This is a genomic window from Mesorhizobium sp. WSM4819 (genome assembly GCF_055811215.1).
This window is the reverse complement of the sequence record NZ_JBVVQO010000002.1, coordinates 69,680-93,622: the sequence shown is the minus strand read 5'-3', so window position 1 is coordinate 93,622 and position 23,943 is coordinate 69,680. Positions and strand designations below refer to the sequence as shown.

The window sequence follows — 23,943 nt, the reverse complement described above, 5'->3', positions numbered from 1 at the left end:
GCTGCTCTATCGGCCGTAGTAGAGGGTGACGGTGTGTTTCGCTTCGGCGAAGAACAGCCAGCGTTCGACCAGCATGCCGGCGAATTGGGCTGATGTGGCGAGTGCCGACAGCACCGCCGCATAGGGCCATGGCAAGGCGAATGCGGCAATCAGCAGCAAGACGGGCAGAGCGAAGGCCAGCACTTGCGTGATTTGGCGCAGCCGCGCCTTGTGCTTGCGGGCGATGCGAAAGCCCATCTCCTTGAGCAGGTAGTTTTCTTCGGTGTGCGGCCATTCCAGCGACCGCACCGTACCGCCGGCAAGTCCGGTAGCGGTGTTGGCGTTGGTCGGGATTTCCAGCCTGTCATTGTAGCGCCAATTTGCCAGCTTCCAGCCCCAGCCGAGCAAGGTCAGCAGTACGCAACCTGTCAGAACGATAGTCGAGCCGAGGGCGAAGCCCTGCAGCAGCGCGTTGAAAAGCACGCTGCCGCTCATCGCCGAAAAGATCAGATAGCCGGGCAAAGTGAAGCGGCTGTGCCACTGGGCGATCGGCTTCAGCGAGGCATAGATCATGCCGGTGGTGCAGACGGTGGCGACCGCGCCGACCGCAGCCAGCAGCCCGGCGACGGCCACCCAGCCGTTTGTGCGGCCGAGGAACAGCCAGCCGAAGGCGAACAATCCCGCCGGCACGAAGGTCGCGACCGAGGCAACGCCTTCGCGCGACAGCCATGAGCTGCGCCATTGCGAGAATGCTCTCCAGGCGCGTTCTGGTCGGCCGAGATGGCCGGCCGACGACAGCAGGCCGGCCGAGATCAGGCCGAGCGCCAGCCCCATGCCGACGAGGCCGAGCCAGAAATCAGGCGGGACAAATCCTTGTCCGGCCAGCACGCCGAGCAGCGCGAGCAGGCCGTAACCGGCGCCCGTGGCAGTGGTGAAGAAGACGACGGAGAAGGCTGGATGCATGGATGCTGATCAATGCGAAAGCATGCGATCGACCCAGCCGAGGAAACCGCCTTCAACCCGCAACGGTTCGAGCCTCGGCGCCGGCACCGATGCAGCGCGCGGCGTGTGGGCGCGCGGCGGCAAATATTTGTTGGTCGGGTGATAGCCGAGTTCGGGCATCAGGTCGACGCCGCCGCGTTCGGCCACCAGTTGCGAGATCGCCGATGCCGGGTCGCCGAGATCGCCAAAGTGCCGCGCGCTGGTCGGACAGGCGGCGACGCAGGCCGGCACGCGGTCTTCTTCCGCCAGATTGTCGTTGTAGATGCGGTCGACGCACAGCGTGCACTTCTTCATCACGCCGACATCGGTGTCGAATTCGCGCGCGCCATAGGGGCAGGCCCAGCTGCATAATTTGCAGCCGATGCACTTGTCTTCGTCGACCAGCACGATGCCGTCCGAGGCCCGTTTGTAGGAGGCGCCGGTCGGGCACACGGTGACGCAGGCCGGTGTCTCGCAATGCAGGCAGGAGCGCGGGAAATTGACCGTGCGCCCACCCATCTCCGTCATGTGCTCATAGCTGTGCACGCGGTTGAACCAGACCCCATCGGCATCGCCGCCATAGGGATCGATGTCGGTCAGCGGCGCCATGTGGCCGCCGGTGTTCCATTCCTTGCAGGCGGTAACGCAGGCCTGGCAACCGACGCAGGTGTCGAGGTCGATGACCAGGCCGAGCTTCTTGTCGGTATGGGCGGGAAGGCAAGTCATGGTCTGGAAGCTTCTCTTGCCCGGCGAAACTCGGCGCCAAAACTGAGCTTGTCGGGCGAGGGTTTGAAATGCGGTGGCTGCCGGAAGCGCTCGAACTGCGGCTCGGTGAAGCCGGCTTCTTCAGCCGCGCATTTGACGATGCGGACGCGCAGGTCGAACCATGCCGCCTGGCCGGTGACCGGATCGGAATTCGAGTAGCGCTTGCCGTTCGCACCGGCAGAAGTCTGGTCGCCGATGATATGGTTGAGCAGAAAGCCGCGGTTGGATTCGGCCGCGTCGTCCTTCAGGCCCCAGCTGCCGCGCCGCTTGCCGATCGCGTTCCAGGTCCACACCGTGTCCACGTTGACGCCGTCGACCAGCTTGATCTGTCCCTTGACCCTGCCGTTGATGCTCTCGATCCAAACCCAGTCGTCATCGGCAAGCCCGAAGCCGGCGGCGGTTCGGCTGTGCACGAACAGCCGGTTCTGGCTGGTGATCTGTCTGAGCCAGGCGTTCTGCGAGCCCCAGGAATGATACATGTGCATCGGCCGCTGCGTCAGCGCATGCAGAGGGTATTTCTCAACGTCGACAACCGCCTCCTCGAAGGGCGTGTACCAGAACGGCAGCGGGTCCATATAGGTTTCGATGCGGCTGCGCTCCGCCTTCGGCGGCAGCACCCGGCCATGGCCGCGCGCGGCGAGGCGAAACCGCTGCATCGGCTCGGAATAGAGCTGGAACACGATCGGCTCGGCCTTCGGGATGAAACCCATGGTCTCGGCAAACTCGAGGTAGGATCGGTTGGCCATCTTGTAGTAGCGCTGGTCGTCGGCAAAATCGTGGTGCCAGAAGCCGCCATTGTCGATGTAGCGCTGAAGCTGGTCGGGATTGGCATCCCCCTTGCCGATCAAAATTCCGTCTTTGCCGCGCCAGCCGGCGAGCGGGCCGATGCCTGGCCTGCGCTCATGATTGACGATGTAATCGGCATAGTCGCGGTATTTGGCCGAGCCGTCGTCGGCGACGAAGCCGGGCAGGCCGAGCCGCGCGCCGAGCTCGATCAGCACCGTCTGGAACGCCCGCACGTCGCGGTCCGGCTCGACAACCGGATGGCGGATGGCGTCACCCGGTCCATCGGCGTGGCTGATCGGCCTGTCGAGCAGGCTGATGCAGTCATGACGCTCGAGATAGGTGGTGTCCGGCAGCACGAGATCGGCGAACGGCACGGTCTCGGAATAATAGGCGTCGGAATAGATGATGAACGGGATCCTGTACTCGCCTGACGCATCCATGTCGGTCAGCATCGCCATCGTCTCGACGGTATTCATCGACGAGTTCCAGGCCATATTGGACATGTACATGAACAGCGTATCGATCCTGTAGGGATCGCCGGCCCAGGCGTTGCGGATGACCGTGTGCATGAGTCCGTGTGCTGCCAGCGGCGCATCCCAGGAATAGGCCTTGTCGATGCGGATCGGCGTGCCGACGTCATCGACCAGCAGATCGTCCGGGCCGCAGACGAAACCGAGCGGCATGCCTTCGAGCGGCGTCATCGGCCTGACGTCCTTGCCCGCCGGCCTCGGCCCCGGCGGCGCCGACCGCGGATAAGGCGGCTTGAAGCGAAACCCGCCGGGCACGTCCACCGTACCCAGGAGTACTTGCAGCAGGTGGATGGCGCGGCAGGTGTGAAAACCGTTCGAATGCGCCGAGATGCCGCGCATCGCGTGCATCGACACCGGCCGGCCCTTGATCGTCTCGTGTCGGCGGCCGGCCCAGTCGGTCCACGCCACCGGCAGTTCGATCGCCTGCTCGAAGGCGACATGCGCCAGTTCGGCGGCGATGCGGCGGATGGTGTCGGCGGTAACGCCGCAGCGTTCGGCGACCGCATCGGGAGAATAACTCTCGTGCAGGTAGCGGTCGGCAATAAGCTGGAAGACCGGAACGCAGCGGCGGCCATCGACCTGGAAGTTGCCGGTCAGCGCCGGCTTTGCGTCGGTATCGGTGGCGCTGACGGAGACTTTGGCCAGCCTGTCCCAGGCCAGCGGATTGCCGCCGCTGTCGCGTGCGAACAGCCCGTCATCTGCTGCACCCGGCTCCTGGATGACGAGGACATGGGCGTTGGTGTAGCGCAGCAAATAATCGAGATCGACGCGGCCGGCCTTCAGCAGTTCATGGATGAGAGCAAACACGAACAGGCCGTCGGTGCCGGGCCGGATGCCGATCCAGTCATCGGCAATGGCGTTGTAGCCGGTGCGGCAAGGATTGATCGAGACCACCTTGGCGCCGCGCGCCTTGAGCTTGCCGAGACCGATCTTGATCGGGTTGGAATCATGGTCCTCGGCGACGCCGAACAGCATGAAGTATTTGGTGTTGTCCCAGTCGGGTTCGCCGAACTCCCAGAACGAGCCGCCGATCGTATAGAGCCCGCCGGCCGCCATGTTGACCGAGCAGAAGCCGCCATGGGCGGCGAAATTCGGCGTGCCGAACTGGCTCGCCCACCAGCCGGTCAACGATTGCGACTGGTCCCGGCCGGTGAAGAAGGCGAGTTTCTTCGGATCGGTGCGGCGGATTTTCGAAAGCCGTTCCGTCGCGATCGAGAAAGCCTCCTCCCACTCGATCTCGCGAAATTCTCCCGAGCCGCGCGGACCGGTGCGCAGCAACGGTTTCTTCAACCGGGCCGGGCTGTAGTGCTGCATGATGCCGGCGCTGCCTTTGCCGCACAGCACGCCGCGATTGACCGGATGGTCCTTGTTGCCGTTGATGTAGCGGACCTTGCCGTCCTTGATGTGGACGTCGATACCGCAGCGGCAGGCGCACATGTAGCAGGTGGTCTTGGCGATGCTGTCGGAGACATCGGGCGAGGTATCGACGCCATCACCCTCGTCGGGCGCGCGGGTGTCGGCAAGCGACCGTTGGGACGGTGCGGAATTGGCGCCGCGCAGCGGTCCGTGGTTCATGATCCGGCGCTTTTGCGGTCTGCGATTTTGGCTCTCGTCTTCGGCCCGGGGCCGCGCATGTAGTGTTCTTCCGGATGATAGCGGTCGCCGGCAAGCCGACGCCGCAGACCGCGGGTCCGATGGGCAAACAAGGATTTGAACCGCCCGATCACTTTTCTACCCGTTGCAGGTTGGCCGCGATTTTTTTCCAACTCCGCCGGGAAAATTAGAACAAAGCAATCGATCCGTCTAACAAGTTGCTCTTGTAATTCCAATCGAAATTGTTTCTTAATTCTCCGCATGACCTTGGACCAACTGCGGATATTCGTTGCCGTCGCCGAACGGGGGCACATGACCAAGGCGGCCGAACTGCTGGGTATTTCCCAATCGGCCGCCTCAGCCGCCATCCGCTCGCTCGAACAGCAGCATGGCGTCCAGCTGTTCAACCGGGTCGGTCGCAACATCGAACTGGCGCAGACCGGGCGCAGGTTTCTGCCCGAGGCGAAGGCCGTGCTCGAACGGGCGGCTGCCGCCCACGACGTGCTGGAGCACGTCTCGCAGACGATCACCGGGAGCCTTTCCATCGCCGCCAGCCAGACCATCGCCAGCTACTGGCTGCCGCGCCGGCTGGCCTCCTTCCACGAGGCCTATCCCGCCGTCAGGCTGAGCGTGACCATTGGCAACACCAGGCAGGTTGAGACCACCGTACTCGACGGTACGGCTGATTTTGGCCTGGTCGAGGGGCGCACTGAATCGGACATATTGCGGCGCGCCAAGGTCGACGTGGATCGCCTGATGCTGGTCGTGGCGCATTCGCATGCCGAGATCGCCGAAGTCTCGCGCGGGCATCCCGATATCAGGGAACTCCGCTGGATCATCAGGGAAGGCGGATCGGGCACGCGCGAGGTGCTGGAAGATCTTGCCCGCCGCGAAGGGATCTCGTTCGCGGAGCTGCGGATATTCCTGGTGCTGCCGAGCAACGAGGCGGTCCGTCAGGCGGTCGAGGCCGGCGCCGGCGCCAGCATCATTTCGGAGCTCGTTGTCGAACGCGCGGTCGCCGAGGGCAGCCTGCGAGCCGTGCCGATCGATCTGCCAAAGCGCGATTTCGCCATGATCACGCATCGTGACCGGCAGGCAAGTCTGGCCCAGATGGCGCTCAAGGCGCATCTGGGCGCGAGGGCCGGCGAGACCGTCCGCGGGTAAGCCGGGTCAGCCGAATTTCCGCTGCGCATCGAGCGCCAGCCCAAGCCCGACCGAGCCGAACATATCACCTTCGATGACCGACGCCTGCGGCACCAGGGCCAGTATCTGCTGCCTTGCCAGCGGGATGGCGGTCGATCCGCCGGTCAGGAACACCGCGGTGATGTCGGACGGTTTCACCTGCGCGTCGCGGATCGTCTCACCAACCGTCGCGGCCACCCGTTCGATATCCCTGGCGATCGTGTCGTCGATCCCGGCGCGCGTAATTTCGGTCGCAAACTTCGCTCCCGTCAGCGCGACCATCACCTCGGCGGACGGTTGCTCCGTCAGCTCGATCTTGGCCCTCTCGACCAAAGCGGCCAGCGCGTGCCCGTAACGATGCTCGACGATGTCGATGAAGCGGTCGACCAGGTCGGCGCGTTCCGCCTCGTAGCGGATCTGGCGCAGATGCGTCATCGCGCGGGCGGTGTAGACCAGATTGATGCGCTGCCATGTCGCCAGGTCGATGAAGTAGCTGGCCGGCAAGTTGCGCTTGCCGTCCTTGGTCGGCGAGAGGTAGCCGAGCTGCGGCATCACATGGGCGATGCTCAACAGCCGGTCGAAGTCGGTGCCGCCGATGTGGATGCCTCGGCTCGCCAGGATGTCGTCCTTGCGATCAAGGGAGCGGGCGCGCTGCGGCGAGACCCGCACGATCGAGTAATCGGACGTGCCGCCGCCCATGTCGACGATCAGCGCCAGCTCTTCGCCCGTCACCGTCTGCTCGTAGTCGAGCGCCGCCGCGATCGGCTCGAACTGGAAGGCGATATGCTTGAAGCCCTGGCTGCGGGCCGCGTTTTCGAGTTCGCCTTCGGCCTTGGCATCGGCCTCGGCATCGTCGTCGACGAACTGCACGGGACGACCGAGCACCACGCTTTCAACCGTATCGTCCGCATCCTCTTCCAGCCTTTTCCTGAGGTGGCCGACGAACAGGCCGATGATCTCGGTGAAGGCGATCGATCGGGTTTTGATGCGCGTCTTTTCATGGACCAGCGTACCGCCGAGTACGCTCTTCAGCGAGCGCATCAGGCGACCCTCGATGCTGTCGGTATAGTTGGCGATGGCGCGGCGCCCAAAGTAGGTGCGGTTGTCCTCGAAATTGAAGAACACCGCGCTGGGCAGCGTCACCTCGCCGTCTTCCAGCGCCACCAGTTGCGGCTGGCCGTTCCTGATCACGCCGACGGTGGAGTTCGAAGTGCCGAAGTCGATACCGCCGAATGCTGGTCGCATCGCAAAGTCCAGTATTTTTGATTGGGGAGCGACAGCCGGTGTTCGGCCGGGCCGGGGTCGCGGTCTAACCCACGAGCGTAAAAAGGGGAACCGCCTTTTGAAGAGAGTTTAATCCTTCCGGAAGACGAGCCTTCCGAGCCAGCCGGTCAGCATGGCCAACGACACCGCGAAGACGCCATACAGGAAAGAATAATCGTGGGCGACGCGGAAGATCGACTGTTCGAAACCGGATTTGCGGATTTCGAGCTGGGCGGAGCTTTCCTTGATGAACAGGCCGCTCTTGAACAGGAACGCTCGTGCCTTGTGGGTGCCGACCGGAACATTGGGGGCGAGCCTGACGGTGGCGCGGAACAGGTTCTGCGACAGGAACTGCACGCCGCCGACATTCACGCTGTAGAGGCCGGTCGCCGTCTTGCGCTCGCGCAGCGCTGCGGTGAATTCCTGGATGGTCGCCGGACTTTCGCCAGCGTCGGCCGGCTGCATGTAGATGTTGGCGGCGCCGAGCGACAGTTGCTTGTAGCTGTTGGGGTCGGTGACGTCCTGCAGCGGCCGCGTCGTCGCGACCGAATAGGACACCGGCACATTCTTGAAGGTCTCGGACTCAAGATTGATCCAGATGCCGAGCACCCGGTCCTTGCGGCGCACGACGACCTTCCGGGCCGGACCCTCAAGCACGACGACGATGTCGTAGCGCCCCTGGCGCGCGACACGCGGGTCGGCATTTTCCAATGAGCCGAAGATGGTGAGGTCGGCGCCGGAAAAGCCGGCGGTGATTGAGACATGGTCGGTGGACAGGCCGATCTGGATGTTTTCGGTAACCGGCGTCTGCGCTCTTGCCGGTGACGAGGCGGCGAACAGCGACAGCGAGGCAACGGCCAGGAACGTCCTAAAACCCGCCATCAGGTCGGATCCGCGCCGGACAGCAAATAGAGGCTGGGCGGCGTCACGAACAGATCGATGGCGAGCCGGATGGCAACCGCCAGGACCAGCAGAGCGAGCAGCGCCCTGAGCTGCTCGCCGCGCAGCCTTTGGCCGGCCTTGGCGCCGTATTGCGCGCCGGCGACGCCGCCCGCCATCAACAGGAAGGCGAGCATGACGTCGACCGTCTGGTTGGTGGTGGCATGGACCAGCGTGGTGTAGGCCGAGGTGAAGATGATCTGGAACAGCGAGGTGCCGACGACGACGTTGGTCGGCACTTTCAAGAGATAGATCAGCGCCGGCACCATGATGAAGCCGCCGCCGACGCCCATGATCGACGACAGGAAACCGATGCCGGCGCCGAGGCCGAGCACGGGGATGACGCTGACGAAAAGCTTCGAGGCCCTGAACCGCATCTTCAGCGGCAAGCGGTGGATCCAGTTGTGCTGGCCGGATTTCTTCAGCACCGGTGCCGCGCCGCTGCGCGCGGCGCGCAGCGCATTAACGCTCTCGACCAGCATCAGCCCGCCAACGGTGCCGAGTAGCACGACGTAGAGCAGCGAGATGAACAGGTCGAGCTGGCCGAGCCGGCGCAAGAAGCCAAAGACGAAGATGCCGCCGGTCGAGCCGACGATGCCGCCGGCCAAAAGCACACCGCCGAGCTTGAAGTCGAGCGTGCCGCGCTTCACGTGCGACAATGCGCCGGAGAAGGAGGAGGCGATGACCTGGTTGGCGCCGGTGGCGACTGCGATCGCCGGCGGTATGTTGTAGAAGATCAGCAGCGGCGTGATCAGGAAGCCGCCGCCCACTCCGAACATGCCCGAGAGGAAGCCCACCGCCGCGCCCATGGCCAGCAGCACGAAGATGTTGACGGAAATTTCCGCGATCGGGAGATAGATGCCCACCCGTCAGTCTCGATCAGTTTGCCCGTCGGCGAATGCAACCGTGGCGGGCATTCGCGCCAAAAGCCTGTCCGTTCTTGCGCCGGCCGGGCGGCGAAGTCAAACCTCGCCACGTCGCCGAAACAAAAAACAACTCAATCAGTTAACAGGCAAATGTGTGGCAAAGGCGTCGCGGAAACGACGCATCTGACGTTATTTGCGCGCAAGCAGCGCCTTGACCAGCTTTTCGTCGACCGTGCCGGTAGGCTTCAGATCGTTGTCGGTCTGGAAAGCCATGATGGCATCCTTGGTTTTCTGGCCCATCACGCCGTCGTCATTGCCGGCCTCGTAGCCGTTCTTGTTGAGAATGCGCTGGATGTTCTGAACGACCTTCTTCATGTCGACGCTGGCGGTCGTCTGCGGCGTGCCGTCCTGCCACGATTCGGGAATATCGGCCGAATTGGCCGCAGGATCGAGCGGCTTTGCCTTCCACAGCTCCGTGGCGGCGCGTGCGCGTTCGAGCTGCTCGGGCCTGAGCGCCTTGGCGATCTCGTCGCGCTTTGCCGCCGCATCCTTGTCGCCGGTCTTGGCGACGAGCGCGAACCATTTGTAGGACTCTTCGAGATTCTGCTTCATGCCGACGCCCTTCGCCGCCAGGATGCCGAGATTGAACTGGCTGTCCTTGACACCGAGATCGGCGGCGGCTTGGAACCAGTGCGCAGCCGATTCATTGTCGGTCACGCCGTCCGCCGCCATGGCGAAGAGCACGGCGAGGTTGTGCATGGCGCTGGCGTTGCCCTGCTCGGCGGCGAGCTGGTACCAGGTCTTCGCCTTCTTGACGTCGCGGGCGACGCCGGTGCCCTTCTCGTAGAAGTTGCCGATGCGGTATTCCGCCGGTGCGAAGCCGAGCTCGGCTGATTTCTCGTACCATTTGGCGGCCGCTGCCATGTCTTGCTTGACGCCGCGCGATTCGGCGTAGCGCGAGCCGATCTCGAACAGTGCCTCGGCGTCGCCGCCGGCCGCTGCGTCACGCAAGGCAGCCGGGCCGGCATCGGCTGGAATGTCGATCTTGGCAGTGGCCGCCGCCGTCGATGCAACCGCTGAAGTGACCGTGCCGGTCATGTCCTGGGTCGCGGGGGTGGCGTCCGGCGCGGTGGCCATTGATTCGGCGTCCGCAACCGTCGGGCCCGCAGGTGCCGACGCTGTCACGTTCGCCGCCGCCGGATCGGGCAACGTCGTTGAAGCCATTGGCGCAGGAACAGGCTCGGCCGCGGACCCTGAGTCGATCGGCGTTTCGGCATCCGCCGATATTTCGTTTTCCGACGGCGTGGCGATGGCGGTCTGCGCCGGCATGTCGTCCTCGGCTACCGATTCGGATGGCTTTGCCTGCCGGACAGCGCCGCCTGATGCGCTATCCCCTGCAGTTTGTGCGTCCGTCTTCGGCTCGTTGACGGTACCGATCGATGCGCTTTCCGCTGGCTGCGCGGCCGCCATCGGCGTCGTGTCGTTGCTGGCAATATCGACCGGGTCGGAGACAAAGGCCTTGCCCAATTGCAGGCCGGCGAGCGCCAGCATGACCGCGGCGGCTGCCATCAGAATCGGCTTGCGTCGCGCCTTGAGCAAGTCGCCGATCCTGAGCGCCTTTACCGGCCCCCTCATCGTCGATTGCCGCTTGAGAGCGTCGGCCTCGGCAGCGGCCGCTTGCGCCGCGCGCCTGGCAGCGGCGATGAAGTCGGATTTCGATGCGTCGGCATTGCCGGCCCTGCCGGGCGGGCCGCGTTCGTCGCGCACGCGCTTCATGATGGCGTTGAGGTCAGGTGGGCCGGAGCCGGGCTCCAGCGGCCGGTTGGCAACCTTCGGGTCCAGCGGCTCGTCGAGATCGGCAATCGGTATCTCGACATCAGGCGCGGAGCCGGCAAGCGGTGGAACAATCGTCTCCTTCTTGGCCTTGAAGGCGCGCGCCAGTCCGCCGAGCATCGACTTCCGGCCGCCGGTCGGCTGGCTTTTTTCCGACGTGTCCGAGCCAAGCGCCGCCATGGCCGCGGCCGCGGCGGCTTCGGCCGGCGTGCGCGTGCCCGGGTCGCTACGCGTGCCCGGTTCGCTATGGGAACCTGGTTCATCGCTGATCATGGCAGAGACATGGCTGTCGAGGTCGGCCATGTCTTCCGTCAGCGGCAGTGGCTGGTCGATGTCCATGGACGGCGCGTCACGTACGGCCATCTTTGACGATCGCACGCCGCGCCAGCTGTCCGGCTCGGCCGGCTGCGTATTCAGAAGTTCGCTCACAGCGTCGGTCGGCTCGCCGGTTTCCAGCGAGCCCAGCCGGTCGACGATCTTGAGCAGCGTGTCGTGGATGGCTTCGAAGGTCCTCGAATTGCGCTCGTCGGAACGGCGCGTCAGTGCTTCGAGCGTCTTCAGATCCTGGGCGAGGCCAGAGACGGCCGCCGTGTTGGCACTGGAGCCCGCCAACGAACGGACGGCGCTCTCGGCTGCCTCGCGCGCCGCGCTGAGGATGGAATCGCGGGTGCCAGCCAGCGACTTCTCGATTTCGTTGAGACGAGGGCTGATATCCTCCAATTCCGGCAGTGGCGCGCCGGGTTTCGAAAGGTGCGCCGACAGGCCCGCGACCTGCGCTTCCAGGCTGCGGATCAGGGCCGGGTCGATACCGGCGACTTGTGCCGCCGATGAATCCAGCCGGACTGAAATGTCTTCGAGCCGGCTTTCCAGGCCACGGATCGCCGCTTCACCTGCGTGATCGGGAACGCGCGTCTCCAAGCGCTGGGCCAGCGCGCTGAAGCGGGCGTCGAGGGCGTCCATGATGCCGGCCCCGTCGATCTGCGGCATGCGCTGGTCCAGCCTGTCGGCAACTTCGTCCAGCCGGCGCTCGAGATCACGAAACAGCATGTTGCCCTGTTCGATCGCGTCGCCCTGGCGGCGCTCCATCATGCCGGACAGCACGTCGAAACGCTGTTCCAGCCCCTGGAAGATATAGTCGGCGTCCGGCATGGCAGGCGCCCGGTCGATCTTGTCGGCAATAAGCGCGATCTGCTTGTCGAGACGCTCCATCGCCTGCTCAGGCAAATTGGCCCGGTTGGCAAGATCGTCGACCCGGCTCGACAGCATGTTGAGGCGGTCGATGACCTCGCCGCTCGGGTGAACTTGCGTCACTTCCTCGATCTGTTCGGCAAGCGAGGCGATCCGCTTCTCGATACGCTCGAATGCTTCGGGGTCGAATGAATTGGCCTGCGCAGCGACGGTCGAGGCGACGATGGCGCGGGAAATCTCGTCCAGCCGCTCGTCGATAATCGCCAATGTGCTGCTGCCGAGACTGTCCTGCTGGCGGGCGAAATGCTCGACGGCGCCGGCAAGCGTGCGGACCTTCTCTTCGAGCGAGCGCAGCGAAAGCGATTCCGGCAGATTGTTGACGGCATTGCTGATCTGTTCGAGCCTTTCGGTCAGTATCGAAAGACCGGGTGCGTCCGACCGCTGTCGCTGATCGGCATCGACACGATCCTCGAACGCGGTCCAGCGGCGGTCGAACTCGTCCCAGCGGCGGCCGACCGCCTCCACGCTCTCCTCGCGCGCCAACGTGTCGAGTGCGGCCTTGACCTGCTCCAGATCGAGCCGGAGCATGTTGACGCTTCTGTCGTCGCTCTTTTCGGCCAGGGACTGGATGGCGCCGGAAAGCCGCTCGAACTCGACGCCGAGTTCGGCGCTGCCTTTGCCTCCCGCCGATTGGCCACCCGGCTGGGTGCTTGCCTGGAAAGCCCGCTCGATGTCGTTGCGCAGCGCTTCGAATTCGCGCTGCAGGCCGGCGGTCATCTGGTGGCGCAGTTCCTCGCGCAGGCCACGCAATTCGCCGGCGATCTTGCCGACCACGGCGACGCCGTCCTCCTGGCCGCGCACGCGGTCGATGTCGCGGGCGATCGCCTGGTAATTCTGGTCGAAGGCAGCTGGCGCCGGGCTTTTCGGCGGCTGCGCCGGGCGCGGATCCTCATAGGGCCGGGCGCTGGCATAGCGCGGCTCCGCGCTCAGCCGGCGCGGATCGGGACGTTCGCTCAAGTCCTCGCGCGTCCGCTCCAGCCGCTGCTCCAGCGTTTCCAGAGAGCGGTTGAGCTGTTCAAGCGTGGTGTACGGCCTGCGCTGCCGGCCGGTGTTGAGTGTATCGAGATAGGACTGCTTGCTGTTCATCGATGCGCCCGTTCACAATCGCTGCTGGCTTTATGACCAGTTCCCAAAGTCCTGCCGGAAACGAAGACGGCCGCGGCTTTGCTGCGGTGGACTCCGAAACCGTGAAAAATTCGCTACAGGATAACCACGGGTGACCGACATGCGCACAATTCGCCCAACGTGGTAAACAACGCGTTAACCAAGCTTAAGAAGTTGCAACGATGTTGACGAGCGCCTGAAGCGCCGCCGGGCCATGCGCTGGCGGATGCGGCAAAAAGGTCCTCCCGCACGACGCCCTTGCTTCGTGAGGCGGCTATCGGTATAGAATTGACGTAAACGTAAGGGTGCAGATTGTGCCGTTTGCGATTTTGTTTGTTGAAACCACGAGTGGAAGCACGCCCCCGCTTCGACTCAGGCGACGCACGGTCCAGGACCGCGGCGCCACCAGATGGGGAAAGCCAGTGACCATGAAACTTGTTTCGCCCGGCGAAGCCGCGGCCAATACCAATGACATGTCCGATAAAGCCGGCGAGGATCTTGTCCGCATCGGCGAGATGGCCAAGAAATACGGAGTAACGCTGCGTACGCTGCGTTTCTACGAGGACAAGGGCCTTCTCAATCCGCAGCGCGACGGCTCGACCCGTCTCTACACGCGCCGCGACAAGGCGCGGCTGAAGCTGATCCTGCTCGGCCGCAAGGTCGGGTTCTCGCTGCGCGACGTCAAGCAAATGATGGACCTCTACGACCCCAGCGGTTCCAACACCAAGCAGTTGCGACTGACGCTCGACAAGTCGGAGAAGCAGCTTGCCCGCCTGCAGAAGCAGCGGGCTCTGATCGACGATGCCATCAACGAGTTGAGCAACTCGATGGCGGCGGTGCGTCAGATGCTGAGCGAGCGCTCGGCGCCGCAGGCCAGCGTCGCCGGGTAATTCTTCGCCGGCTTCCGGTGAACGGCCTTCTGGGAGAGAGCCGCGTGGGCCTTGGCTGCGCGGCTCTTCCCTTTGTCTTGCGGCTGCGACGGGACGAATATCTTTCAATCTGTTCGGACTGGCTACGGCCAGCGCCGTTACGCTATGAGCGAGCGGCGGGGATTAATTTGTCGCATCAAAAAAATTGACGTTTACGCAAACGTCAACTTTTGCTATTCCGACCTGAACATTGGTCCGCATGCCCGTCTGACTTCACATTGGGGATTCGGGGCCAAGGCCGCATGGTGGAGGAAATGCATGCCGATCTACAGGGCGCCGGTCCAGGACACGCTGTTTGTGCTGAAAGAAGTGCTGGGCTACCAGCGCTATTCCAATCTTCCCGGATTTTCCGACGCGACGCCGGACGTGCTCGAGGCCATCCTCGCCGAGGGCGCCAAGCTCGCTGAAAATGTCATGCAGCCGCTGAACCGCGTCGGCGACATGGAAGGCTGCGAGCGCCATGGCGACGGTTCGGTGACGACGCCGAAGGGCTTCAAGGAGGCCTTCGACCAATACCGCGAGGGCGGCTGGTTGGGGCTGGCCGCACCCGTCGAATTTGGCGGCCAGGGTCTGCCTTACGCGGTGCATACCGCTGTTTCCGAATATATGATCTCGGCCAACATGTCGCTGATGATGTACCCCGGCCTGACGCAGGGCGCCATCGCCGCGATCATTACCCATGGCACCGACGAGCAGAAGGCGCTCTGGTTGCCGAAGCTGGTCGAAGGCGTCTGGACCGGCACCATGAACCTGACCGAGCCGCATTGCGGCACCGATCTCGGCCTGCTGCGCACCAGGGCGGTTCCCAACGGCGACGGCACCTACAGGATCTCAGGCCAGAAGATCTTCATATCGGCCGGCGAGCACGACATGGCGGACAACATCGTCCACCTGGTGCTGGCCCGCATCGAGGGCGCGCCGGAAGGCGTGAAGGGCATTTCGCTGTTCATCGTGCCGAAGCTCAAGCTCGATGCATCTGGCAATCCTGGCGAGAAGAATGCCGTCTCCTGCGGCTCGATCGAGGAGAAGATGGGCATCCATGGCAATTCGACCTGCGTCATGAATTATGACGAGGCACAAGGCACGCTGCTTGGCGAGACGAATGGCGGGCTGAAAGCGATGTTCACGATGATGAATGAAGCGAGGCTCGGCGTCGGCCTGCAGGGGCTTTCTGTGTCGGAGGTCGCCTACCAGAACGCTGTGTCCTATGCCAAGGATCGCCTGCAGGGACGCTCGCTGTCTGGGCCGAAGGCGCCGGACAAGAAGGCCGACCCGATCATCGTCCACCCCGATATCCGCCGCAGCCTGATGACCACGAAGGCCTTCAACGAGGCCGGTCGCGCACTGGCACTGTGGACGGCGATCAAGTCCGATATCGCCCACCGTGCCAGTGACGACAAGGACCGCCAGGCTGCCGACGACTACACCGGGCTGATGACGCCGGTGGTCAAGGGCGTGCTCACCGACAAGGGTTTCGACCACGCGGTGATGGCGCAGCAAGTGTTCGGCGGGCACGGCTATATCGAAGAGCACGGCATGAGCCAGTTCGTGCGCGATGCCCGCATCGCCATGATCTACGAGGGCGCCAACGGCATCCAGGCGCTCGACCTCGTCGGCCGCAAGCTGGCCTTGAATGGCGGCCGCGCCGTGCAGGCCTTCTTCAGGGAGGTCGGCGAATTCTGCGAGGAGAACCGCACTGATGAGAAGATGGCGCCCTTTACCAAGGCGCTGAAGAAGGGCCTCAACGATCTGCAGGCGGCGACGATGTGGCTGATGCAGAACGGCATGGCCAAGCCCGATAACGCCGGCGCCGCCTCGACCGACTACATGCATCTCTTCGGCCTGGTGGCGCTGGGCTATATGTGGGCGCAGATGGCCAAGGCAGCCGAGGCGAAATTGGCGAATGACGCCAATGGTTCTTCGGCCTTCTATGACAGCAAGCTGGTGACGGCGCGCTTCTTCATGGAGCGGATCATGCCGGAAACGTCGGCACACCTCGCCCGCATCTCCAGCGGCGCCGATACATTGATGGCACTGCCGGCGGAAGCGTTCTAAGCTCGATTTTCCCTCAACTCGAGGGGAGGGGGACGTCGGCGCAAGGGAGAAACAGCATGACCAACCCCGCCGAAATTCTTGGCCTTCCCAAACCTGCCTGGGCGGCGGACGAGGTCGGCATGCTCTACGACATGGCGCACCGCTTCATGTCGGAAGAGATCGAGCCGCGCTATGACGAGTTCGAGAAGAACGAGATGGTCGACCGCGAGAGCTGGCTGAAGGCGGGCGCGGCCGGTCTGCTCTGTGCCTCTGTGCCGGAGGAATATGGCGGTTCGGGCGGGACGTTCGCGCATGAGAGCGCCATCATCGAGGCGATCGGCCATGTCGGCGTCGACGGTTTCGGCATCGGCCTGCACAATTCGATCGTCGCCCCTTACATCCTCCACTACGGCTCGGAGGAGCAGAAGAAGAAGTGGCTGCCGAAACTGGCGACCGGCGAGCTGATCGGCGCCATCGCCATGACCGAGCCCGGCGCCGGCTCCGACCTGCAAGGCGTCAAGACGCGCGCCGAGAAGGACGGCAACCAGTACAAGGTCAACGGCTCAAAAACCTTCATCACCAACGGCCAGCTCGCCAATTTCATCATAATCGTCACCAAGACCGACCCGGAGAAGGGCGCCAAGGGCACTTCGCTGATCGTCGTCGAGACCGACGAGGTGGAAGGGTTCGAGCGCGGCCGCAACCTCGACAAGATCGGGCTCAAGGCCAACGACACGTCGGAACTGTTCTTCAACGATATGCGCGTGCCGACCTCCAATCTGCTCGGCCACGAGGAAGGCCAGGGCTTTGTCCAATTGATGCAGCAATTGCCGCAGGAGCGGCTGCAGATCGGCACCGGCGCCATCGCCATGGTCGAACGGGCGCTGGCGTTGACCATCGACTACGTCAAGGAGCGCAAGGCCTTCGGCAAGGCGATTATCGATTTCCAGAACACCCAGTTCAAGCTGGCCGAATTGAAGACCGAGGCGACCATCGGCCGGGTCTTCTACAATGACTGCGTCGCCCGCCATATCAATGGAGGCCTCGACCCGGTGACGGCCTCGATGGCCAAATACTGGCTGTCAGACCTGCAGGGAAAAGTCGTCGATGAATGCCTTCAATTGCATGGCGGCTATGGCTACATGAATGAGTATCCGATCGCCCGGATGTTCCGCGACGCCCGCGTCCAGCGCATCTACGGCGGCACCAACGAGATCATGAAATTGCTGATCGGGCGCTCTCTCTGAGAGACTTTCAGCAAACCAAGGAGCAGGAAAATGGCCGAAGCTTATGTCTATGACGCCGTGCGCACGCCGCGCGGCAGGGGCAAGAAGGATGGCTCGCTGCACGAGGTGCCGGCGGTACGGCTCGGCGCCAAGGTGCTTGCGGCGATCCGTGACCGCAATGGGCTGGACACCGGCGCCGTCGACGACATCATCTTCGGCTGCGTCGATCCGGTCGGCGAGGCGGGTTCTGTCATTCCGCGCGCCGCCGCCTTCGAGGCCGGTTACGACACGAAAGCGCCCGGCATGCAGATCTCGCGTTTCTGCGCCTCTGGCCTGGACGCCATCAATTTCGGCGCCGCCAAGATCGCGCAGGGCGCCGACGAGATCGTCATCGCCGGCGGCGTCGAATCGATGTCGCGCGTCGGCATGGGCGCGTCCGGCGGCGCCTGGTTCATGGACCCCTCGGTCGGCCTGCCGGGCTGGTTTGTGCCGCAAGGCATCTCGGCCGATCTGATCGCCACGAAGTACGGCTTTTCGCGCGACGACGTCGACGCCTATGCGGTCGAAAGCCAGAAGCGCGCCGCCAAAGCCTGGGGCGAAGGCCGCTTCAAGAATTCGGTGATCTCGATCAAGGACCAGAACGGCCTGACCATCCTCGACCACGATGAGCACATGCGGCCTTCGACCGATATGCAGTCGCTGGCGGCCCTCAACCCGTCTTTCGTCATGCCCGGCGAAATGGGCGGCTTCGATGCCGTCGCGGTGCAGAAGCATCCCGAGGTGGAGGAGGTCAATCACGTCCACCATGCCGGCAATTCGTCCGGCATCGTCGACGGCGCGGCGGCCGTTCTGCTCGGCTCGAAGAAGGCTGGAAAGTCGCTCGACCTGAAGCCGCGCGCTCGCATCCGTGCATTCGCCAATATCGGTTCGGAGCCGGTGCTGATGCTGACCGGTCCGGTCGACGTGACCGAGAAGCTGCTGAAGCGTGCCAGGATGAAGCTGTCGGACATCGATCTGTTCGAGCTCAACGAGGCGTTCGCCTCGGTGGTGCTGCGCTACATGCAGGCTTTCGACATTTCGCACGACAGGATCAACGTCAATGGCGGCGCCATCGCCATGGGCCATCCGCTCGGCGCAACCGGTGCGATGATCTTCGGAACGGTGCTGGACGAACTGGAGCGCCGCGACCTGAACACCGCGCTGGTGACGCTCTGCATCGGCGCCGGCATGGGCACCGCAACGATCATCGAACGCGTCTGACGGGAGAGAGACCGATGAGCTACACCAATTTCACCCTCGACATCGACGCCGATGGCATCACGCTGGTCACCTGGGACATGCCCGACCGCTCGATGAACGTCTTCACCGAAGAGGCGATGCTGGAGCTGAACGCCATCGTCGACAAGGTGGCGAGCGACGCGGCAATAAAGGGGGCGGTGATCACCTCCGGCAAGGACACGTTCTCCGGCGGTGCAGACATCACCATGCTGCAGAAGATGCTGTCGAAGTTCGCAGCCGATAAAGCCAAGGACCTGGACAAGGCGACCAAGGCATTGTTCGACAATGCCGGCTACATGACCGGCCTGTTCCGCAAGCTGGAGACCTCAGGCAAGCCGTGGGTATCGGCGATCAACGGCACCTGCATGGGCGGCGCGTTCGAGCTGTCGCTCGCTTGCCATGGCCGTGTCGCGGCCGATTCCGACAAGGTCAAGATGGCGCTCCCCGAAGTGAAGATCGGCATCTTCCCGGGTGCCGGCGGCACTCAGCGCGTGCCGCGGCTGACCGACCAGCAGCAGGCGCTGCAGATGCTGACTTCCGGCCAGACGCTGTCGCCGCAGAAGGCCAAGTCGATGGGCCTGATCCATGAGATTGCCGAACCGACGAAGTTGGTCGAAACCGCCAAAGCCATGATCAAGAATGGCTTGAAGCCAGTGGCGCCGTGGGACGAGAAGGGCTTCAAGCTGCCCGGCGGCCCGGTCTATTCGGTGGCCGGCGCCAATCTGTGGCCACCGGCAATCGCCATCCTGCGTCGCGAGACCTATGGCAACTATCCGGCTGCCGCAGCCATCCTGAAATGCGTCTATGAAGGCCTGCTGGTGCCGTTCGATACCGGCTTGCGCATCGAGCAGCGTTATTTCACCGAGATCATGCAGACCAGGGAAGCGGCGGCGATGATCCGCTCGCTGTTCGTGTCGCTGCAGGAACTGAACAAGGGCGCGCGTCGTCCGGCCGGCGTGCCGGAAACCAAGTTCAAGAAGATCGGCGTGCTCGGCGCCGGCTTCATGGGCGCCGGCATCGCCTATGTCACGGCCAAGGCCGGCATTCCGGTGGTGCTGCTCGACCGCGACATGGACGCTGCCGCCAAGGGCAAGGCGCATTCGGACAGCCTGATCTCGGATCAGGTCAGGAAGGGCCGCGCCAAGCCGGAGGACAAGGACAGGCTGCTGTCGCTGATCACGCCGACGGCGGACTATGCCGACCTCGCAGGCTGCGACCTGGTGGTCGAGGCGGTGTTCGAGGATTCGGGCGTCAAGAAGGACGCCACCGAAAAGGCGGAGGCCGTGCTGAAGCCGGCGGCGGTCTTTGCATCGAACACGTCCACCATCCCGATCACGTCGCTGGCGAAGAATTCGGCGCGGCCGAAGAATTTCATCGGCATCCATTTCTTCTCGCCGGTCGACAAGATGATGCTGGTCGAAATCATTTTGGGCAAGAAGACGGGCGACAAGGCGCTGGCCACTGCGATCGACTTCGTCCGCGCGATCAAGAAGACGCCGATCGTCGTCAACGACACGCGCGGCTTCTACGTCAACCGCTGCGTGCTGCGCTACATGTCGGAAGCCTACAAGATGCTCATCGAGGGGATTCCGGCGCCGATGATCGAGAACGCGGCGAAGGCCGCCGGCATGCCGGTCGGCCCCTTGGCGCTGACGGACGAAACGGCGATCGACCTCGCGCAGAAGATCATGAAGCAGACCATGCGCGATCTCGGCGACAAGGCGGTCGACCCGAAGCAGATGACGCTGATCAACACGCTGGTCGACACGCATGGCCGCTTCGGCCGCAAGAACGGCAAGGGTTTTTACGACTATCCGCAAAAGCCTGCCAAGAAGAAGCTGTGGCCGGGCCTGAAGGATCTCTATCGGCAGTTGCCGCCTGAAGAGGTCGACTATGAGGAACTGAAGCAGCGGCTCCTGGTCACCATCGCGTTGGAGGCGGCCCGGGTGATGGAGGAGGGCATCGTCACCGATCCGCGCGAGGCCGATGTCGGCTCGATCCTCGCCTTCGGCTTCGCGCCCTTTACCGGCGGCGTGCTGTCCTACATCGACGGCATCGGCGCAATGAAATTCGTCAAGATCGCCAAGGGTCTTCAGAAGAAGTACGGCGGCGAGTTCAAAGCGCCGAAGCTCCTGCTCGAGATGGCAGAGAAGGACGAGACTTTCTACGAACGCTTCGACCCCTATGCCAGGAGCGAGGCCAAGAAGGCGGCGTGACGCCGCCTTCGATGGTGGACAAACTCACGGCCACCGGTTAGAACGGAGAAGGTATTTTTTCCTGTTCTGAAGGAGAGCAAAAGTGCTCTCGCATGACCGCGTGTGGGCCGCCATCGATGCTCTCGCCGAGCGCTATTCGCTCTCGGCGTCGGGGCTGGCGAAACGCGCGGGCCTCGATTCGACGGCCTTCAACAAATCGAAGCGGCTGTCCTCGGACGGGCGGCCGCGCTGGCCGTCGACCGAGTCGCTGGCCAAGATCATCGAGGCGACCGGCGCTTCGCTCGACGAATTCACCGGACTGGTCGAAGGCCGGGGCAAGACCGTTCCCGGATCTCTGCCGGCACAGACGTCTTCGGTGCCGCTGCTCGGCTTCGCCCAGGCCGGCGCCGGCGGCTTCTTCGACGATGCCGGCTTCCCCGTGGGGCAGGGCTGGGACCTGATCGAGCTTCCGGCACGGGCGACTGAAACCTCCTATGCGCTGCAGGTCCAGGGCGATTCCATGCTGCCGCTCTACCGCAACGGCGACGTGCTGATCGTCGAGCCGGGCGCCGCCACCCGCAAGGGCGACCGCGTCGTCGTCAAGACCAATGCCGGCGAGGTGATGGCCAAGGTGCTGGACCGTCAGACGGCGAAGTCGATCATGCTGGTCTCGCTCAATCCCGATCACCCGGATCGCGACATCCCGATGCGCGATGTCGAATGGGTGGCGCGGATTGTCTGGGCAAGCCAGTAGGGGCCGCCGGTGAGTCCGCTTCATGCCGCCGCCGCGGTATTGACGATCCTGGCAATGGGGGCTGCGATTGCCGCAGGTGGCCGCGCCGTGCTGCAGGACGAAAATGGGCGCGTCGCGGCTCGGGCGCAGGCCAGCATCGCGGCGCAATCCCAAGCGCCTGCTACATCAGCAAATCCGCGACCCAAGGCGGCGAGCCCAGAGGCGCGTTCCAGGGCCATCGATCCCGAAGTCGTCGCGCCGCCGCAGCTTCAGCCGCAAGAGCTTGAGCGGGTCGAGCCGCGCGCGCCGCTGAGTGAGTTGGCGCTGGCCGGACCGCCCAAGCCGCCCAAAACGAAAATGCCCGACGACTGGAACGGGACAAAACTGTTCCAGCCGGTTGCATCGGCCGCCGGTGTGATCGAGGCCAAAGGCTACTCCGTCGCGATTTCCGGCGTCGACATCGTCAGGCAGGACGAAACGTGCACCGACGGCGGCAAGTCGTGGACGTGTGGCACCCGGGCGCGAACGGCGTTCCGTGCCTTCCTGCGCGGTCGGGCGGTGGTCTGCACGGTGCCACCCGAGGGCGGCCGCGACCTGATCACCGCCGAATGCCGCGTCGGCAACCAGGATGTCGGCCAGTGGTTGATCGAAAACGGCTGGGCGCGCGCCGCCAAGGGTGGCCCTTACGTCGAGGCCGGCGAGAAGGCCCGTATGGCGAGGAAGGGCATTTTCGGGCCGGCGCCCAGTCTCTCCGGCCTGCCTCCGGCACCAGCCCCCTTTGCGGCCACAGCGCAGCCGACGCAGCCGATTCTCGATCCTTCGGCGGCGGCTACGCCGCCAGCTGACCAGCCAGCGCCTTCTGAATGAGCGCGCGGGTTTCTGCTATTCCGTAGAGCGCAGCGAAGGAACCGAAGCGCGGGCCGCGCTCCTGTCCGATCAAAATCTGGTAGATCATCTGGAAGAAGGCGACGGAGACGCCCGGCCCGCCTTCCGGGCTCTGCTTCGAGTGGTCCTGATAGCGCTCGATCTTGCGCGCGACGTTGAGAGCGGCATTCTGGATCGCCTCGCCATCGGCATCTATCGGCAATGCGGCGAGCGCTTCGGACAGTTTCGTCAGCGCCTCGCGCTCGACCGCATCGGCGGCCCGGTACACCTTGGCCGGCTTCACGAAATCGTCGAAATAGCGGATCGCATACTCGGCCAGCCGGTCGAGCTCGGGATGGGTCTTCGGCGTCACGCCTGACGTGTGGCGCAAAATGAACCCCCACAGCACGTCCTTGTTCTGGGCGTTCGAGGCGCTGACCAGATTGAGCAGCAGCGCGAACGATACCGGCAGGTCGACGACAGGCGGGTTGCCGTCATGCATGTGCCAGACGGGATTTCCCAGCCGCTCCTTCCACTCCTGCCGGCGATAGGCGGACAGAAAGGCGTAATACTCGTCCACCGCCTTCGGAATGACGTCGAAATAGAGCTTCTTGGCCTGCCGCGGCCGCTGGTACATATAGAGCTCGAGGCTTTCGGTCGGCGCGTAGGTCAGCCACTCGTCGATGGTCAGTCCGTTGCCCTTCGACTTCGAAATCTTCTGGCCGTTCTCGTCCAGGAACAGCTCATAGACGAAATGCTCGGGAGCGCGCCCGCCCAGGATATTGCAGATACGGTCGTAGATCACCGCATTCGTCTGGTGGTCTTTGCCGAACATCTCGAAATCGACGCCGAGCGCGGCCCAGCGCATGCCGAAATCCGGCTTCCACTGCAGCTTCACCCTGCCGCCGGTTATGGGCAGCGTGGTTTCGGTGCCATCATCGTCGAAGGTGATAGTCCCGGCCTTGGCGTCGACATGCTTCATGGGGACGTAAAGCACGCGGCCGCTTTTGGGGGAAATCGGCAAGAAGGGACTGTAGGTCGCCTGACGCTCCTCTCCGAGCGTCGGCAGCATCACGTCCATGATCTTGTCGAAACGTTCGGCGGCGCGCAGCAGAACGTCGTCGAAACGGCCAGCCTTGTAGTATTCCGTCGCGCTGGCGAACTCGTAGTCGAAGCCGAACGTGTCCAGAAAGCGGCAAAGCATTGCGTTGTTGTGGTCTGCGAAGCTCGCATAGTCGCCGCCGAAAGGATTGGGGACGGACGAGAGCGGCTTGTGCAGGTGCGGCTCGAGTGCGGCGCGATCGGGGACGCTGTCCGGAATCTTGCGCATGCCGTCCATGTCGTCGGAAAAGCACAAGATCTTGGTCTTGACGGTGTCCCGGGTGAGGACGCGGAAGGCGTGGCGGACCATCGAGGTGCGTGCGACCTCGCCGAAAGTACCGATGTGCGGCAGCCCCGACGGACCGTAGCCGGTCTCAAACAGGACAGTCTCGGGAAAGTCAGCCCCTTTGTAGCGCTCGACGATCTTCCTGGCTTCCTCGAACGGCCACGCCTTGCTTTCGGCCGCTGCCGCAAGCACCTCGGGATTGAGATCGATGATGTTTGACCCCGCCAT

Annotated in this window: 16 protein-coding genes; 8 read left to right on the top strand and 8 right to left on the bottom strand. The window is 63.9% G+C overall.

All coding sequences use genetic code 11. The features are described 5' to 3' along the window. Positions 1–6: 6 nt before the first annotated feature. The 3 genes from AC0L18_RS02535 to AC0L18_RS02525 are packed head-to-tail and all read right to left on the bottom strand — an operon-like array spanning position 7 to position 4,616. Entirely contained in the window at positions 7–942 is a 936-nt protein-coding gene (locus tag AC0L18_RS02535) for a dimethyl sulfoxide reductase anchor subunit family protein (RefSeq protein ID WP_473490496.1), read from the bottom strand. Positions 943–951: 9 nt separating this feature from the next. After that, on the bottom strand, positions 952–1,686 hold the full coding sequence (locus AC0L18_RS02530; RefSeq protein ID WP_473490495.1) for a 4Fe-4S dicluster domain-containing protein: 735 nt from the start codon (positions 1,684–1,686) through the stop codon (positions 952–954). After that, positions 1,683–4,616: a molybdopterin oxidoreductase family protein gene (locus AC0L18_RS02525; protein ID WP_473490494.1), complete on the bottom strand. Its 2,934-nt coding sequence runs from the start codon at positions 4,614–4,616 to the stop codon at positions 1,683–1,685. The genes AC0L18_RS02530 and AC0L18_RS02525 overlap by 4 nt, the downstream gene beginning before the upstream one ends. A gap of 279 nt (positions 4,617–4,895) precedes the next feature. On the opposite strand from AC0L18_RS02525, the gene AC0L18_RS02520 reads away from it, so the two are divergent. Beyond that, positions 4,896–5,798, top strand: coding sequence for a LysR substrate-binding domain-containing protein (locus AC0L18_RS02520; protein WP_473490493.1), 903 nt, complete (start codon positions 4,896–4,898; stop codon positions 5,796–5,798). 6 nt (positions 5,799–5,804) lie between these two features. Here AC0L18_RS02520 and AC0L18_RS02515 read toward each other — a convergent pair whose 3' ends face one another. The 4 genes from AC0L18_RS02515 to AC0L18_RS02500 all read right to left on the bottom strand — a co-directional run bounded on the left by AC0L18_RS02515 (position 5,805) and on the right by AC0L18_RS02500 (position 13,051). After that, positions 5,805–7,061 (bottom strand): Hsp70 family protein, encoded by a 1,257-nt coding sequence (locus AC0L18_RS02515; protein WP_473490492.1) that lies wholly within the window; start codon positions 7,059–7,061, stop codon positions 5,805–5,807. 108 nt (positions 7,062–7,169) lie between these two features. Next, entirely contained in the window at positions 7,170–7,961 is a 792-nt protein-coding gene (locus AC0L18_RS02510; protein WP_473490491.1) for a TIGR02186 family protein, read from the bottom strand. After that, positions 7,961–8,884, bottom strand: a complete 924-nt coding sequence (locus AC0L18_RS02505; RefSeq protein WP_473490490.1) for a sulfite exporter TauE/SafE family protein — start codon at positions 8,882–8,884, stop codon at positions 7,961–7,963. Before AC0L18_RS02505 ends, AC0L18_RS02510 begins: the two co-directional genes overlap by 1 nt. A gap of 189 nt (positions 8,885–9,073) precedes the next feature. Next, positions 9,074–13,051, bottom strand: coding sequence for a peptidoglycan-binding protein (locus AC0L18_RS02500; RefSeq protein WP_473490489.1), 3,978 nt, complete (start codon positions 13,049–13,051; stop codon positions 9,074–9,076). 446 nt (positions 13,052–13,497) lie between these two features. On the opposite strand from AC0L18_RS02500, the gene AC0L18_RS02495 reads away from it, so the two are divergent. The 7 genes from AC0L18_RS02495 (at position 13,498) to AC0L18_RS02465 (ending at position 22,331) form a co-directional block, all read left to right on the top strand. Then, on the top strand, positions 13,498–13,959 hold the full coding sequence (locus tag AC0L18_RS02495; protein ID WP_023802166.1) for a MerR family transcriptional regulator: 462 nt from the start codon (positions 13,498–13,500) through the stop codon (positions 13,957–13,959). 297 nt (positions 13,960–14,256) lie between these two features. Then, positions 14,257–16,053 carry an acyl-CoA dehydrogenase gene (locus AC0L18_RS02490; protein ID WP_473490488.1) on the top strand — a complete coding sequence of 599 codons (1,797 nt, stop codon included), beginning with the start codon at positions 14,257–14,259 and terminating at the stop codon, positions 16,051–16,053. Positions 16,054–16,109: 56 nt separating this feature from the next. Then, entirely contained in the window at positions 16,110–17,279 is a 1,170-nt protein-coding gene (locus AC0L18_RS02485) for an acyl-CoA dehydrogenase family protein (RefSeq protein ID WP_473490487.1), read from the top strand. A gap of 30 nt (positions 17,280–17,309) precedes the next feature. After that, positions 17,310–18,518 carry an acetyl-CoA C-acetyltransferase gene (locus tag AC0L18_RS02480; protein ID WP_473490486.1) on the top strand — a complete coding sequence of 403 codons (1,209 nt, stop codon included), beginning with the start codon at positions 17,310–17,312 and terminating at the stop codon, positions 18,516–18,518. 14 nt (positions 18,519–18,532) lie between these two features. Then, positions 18,533–20,752 (top strand): 3-hydroxyacyl-CoA dehydrogenase NAD-binding domain-containing protein, encoded by a 2,220-nt coding sequence (locus AC0L18_RS02475; RefSeq protein ID WP_473490485.1) that lies wholly within the window; start codon positions 18,533–18,535, stop codon positions 20,750–20,752. A gap of 82 nt (positions 20,753–20,834) precedes the next feature. Beyond that, positions 20,835–21,485 carry a S24 family peptidase gene (locus AC0L18_RS02470; RefSeq protein ID WP_091600331.1) on the top strand — a complete coding sequence of 217 codons (651 nt, stop codon included), beginning with the start codon at positions 20,835–20,837 and terminating at the stop codon, positions 21,483–21,485. Between the two features lie 9 nt (positions 21,486–21,494). Beyond that, positions 21,495–22,331, top strand: a complete 837-nt coding sequence (locus tag AC0L18_RS02465; protein ID WP_473490484.1) for a thermonuclease family protein — start codon at positions 21,495–21,497, stop codon at positions 22,329–22,331. Here AC0L18_RS02465 and AC0L18_RS02460 read toward each other — a convergent pair. After that, positions 22,294–23,943, bottom strand: a complete 1,650-nt coding sequence (locus AC0L18_RS02460; protein ID WP_473490483.1) for a lysine--tRNA ligase — start codon at positions 23,941–23,943, stop codon at positions 22,294–22,296. The two genes, AC0L18_RS02465 and AC0L18_RS02460, sit on opposite strands and share 38 nt — an antisense overlap.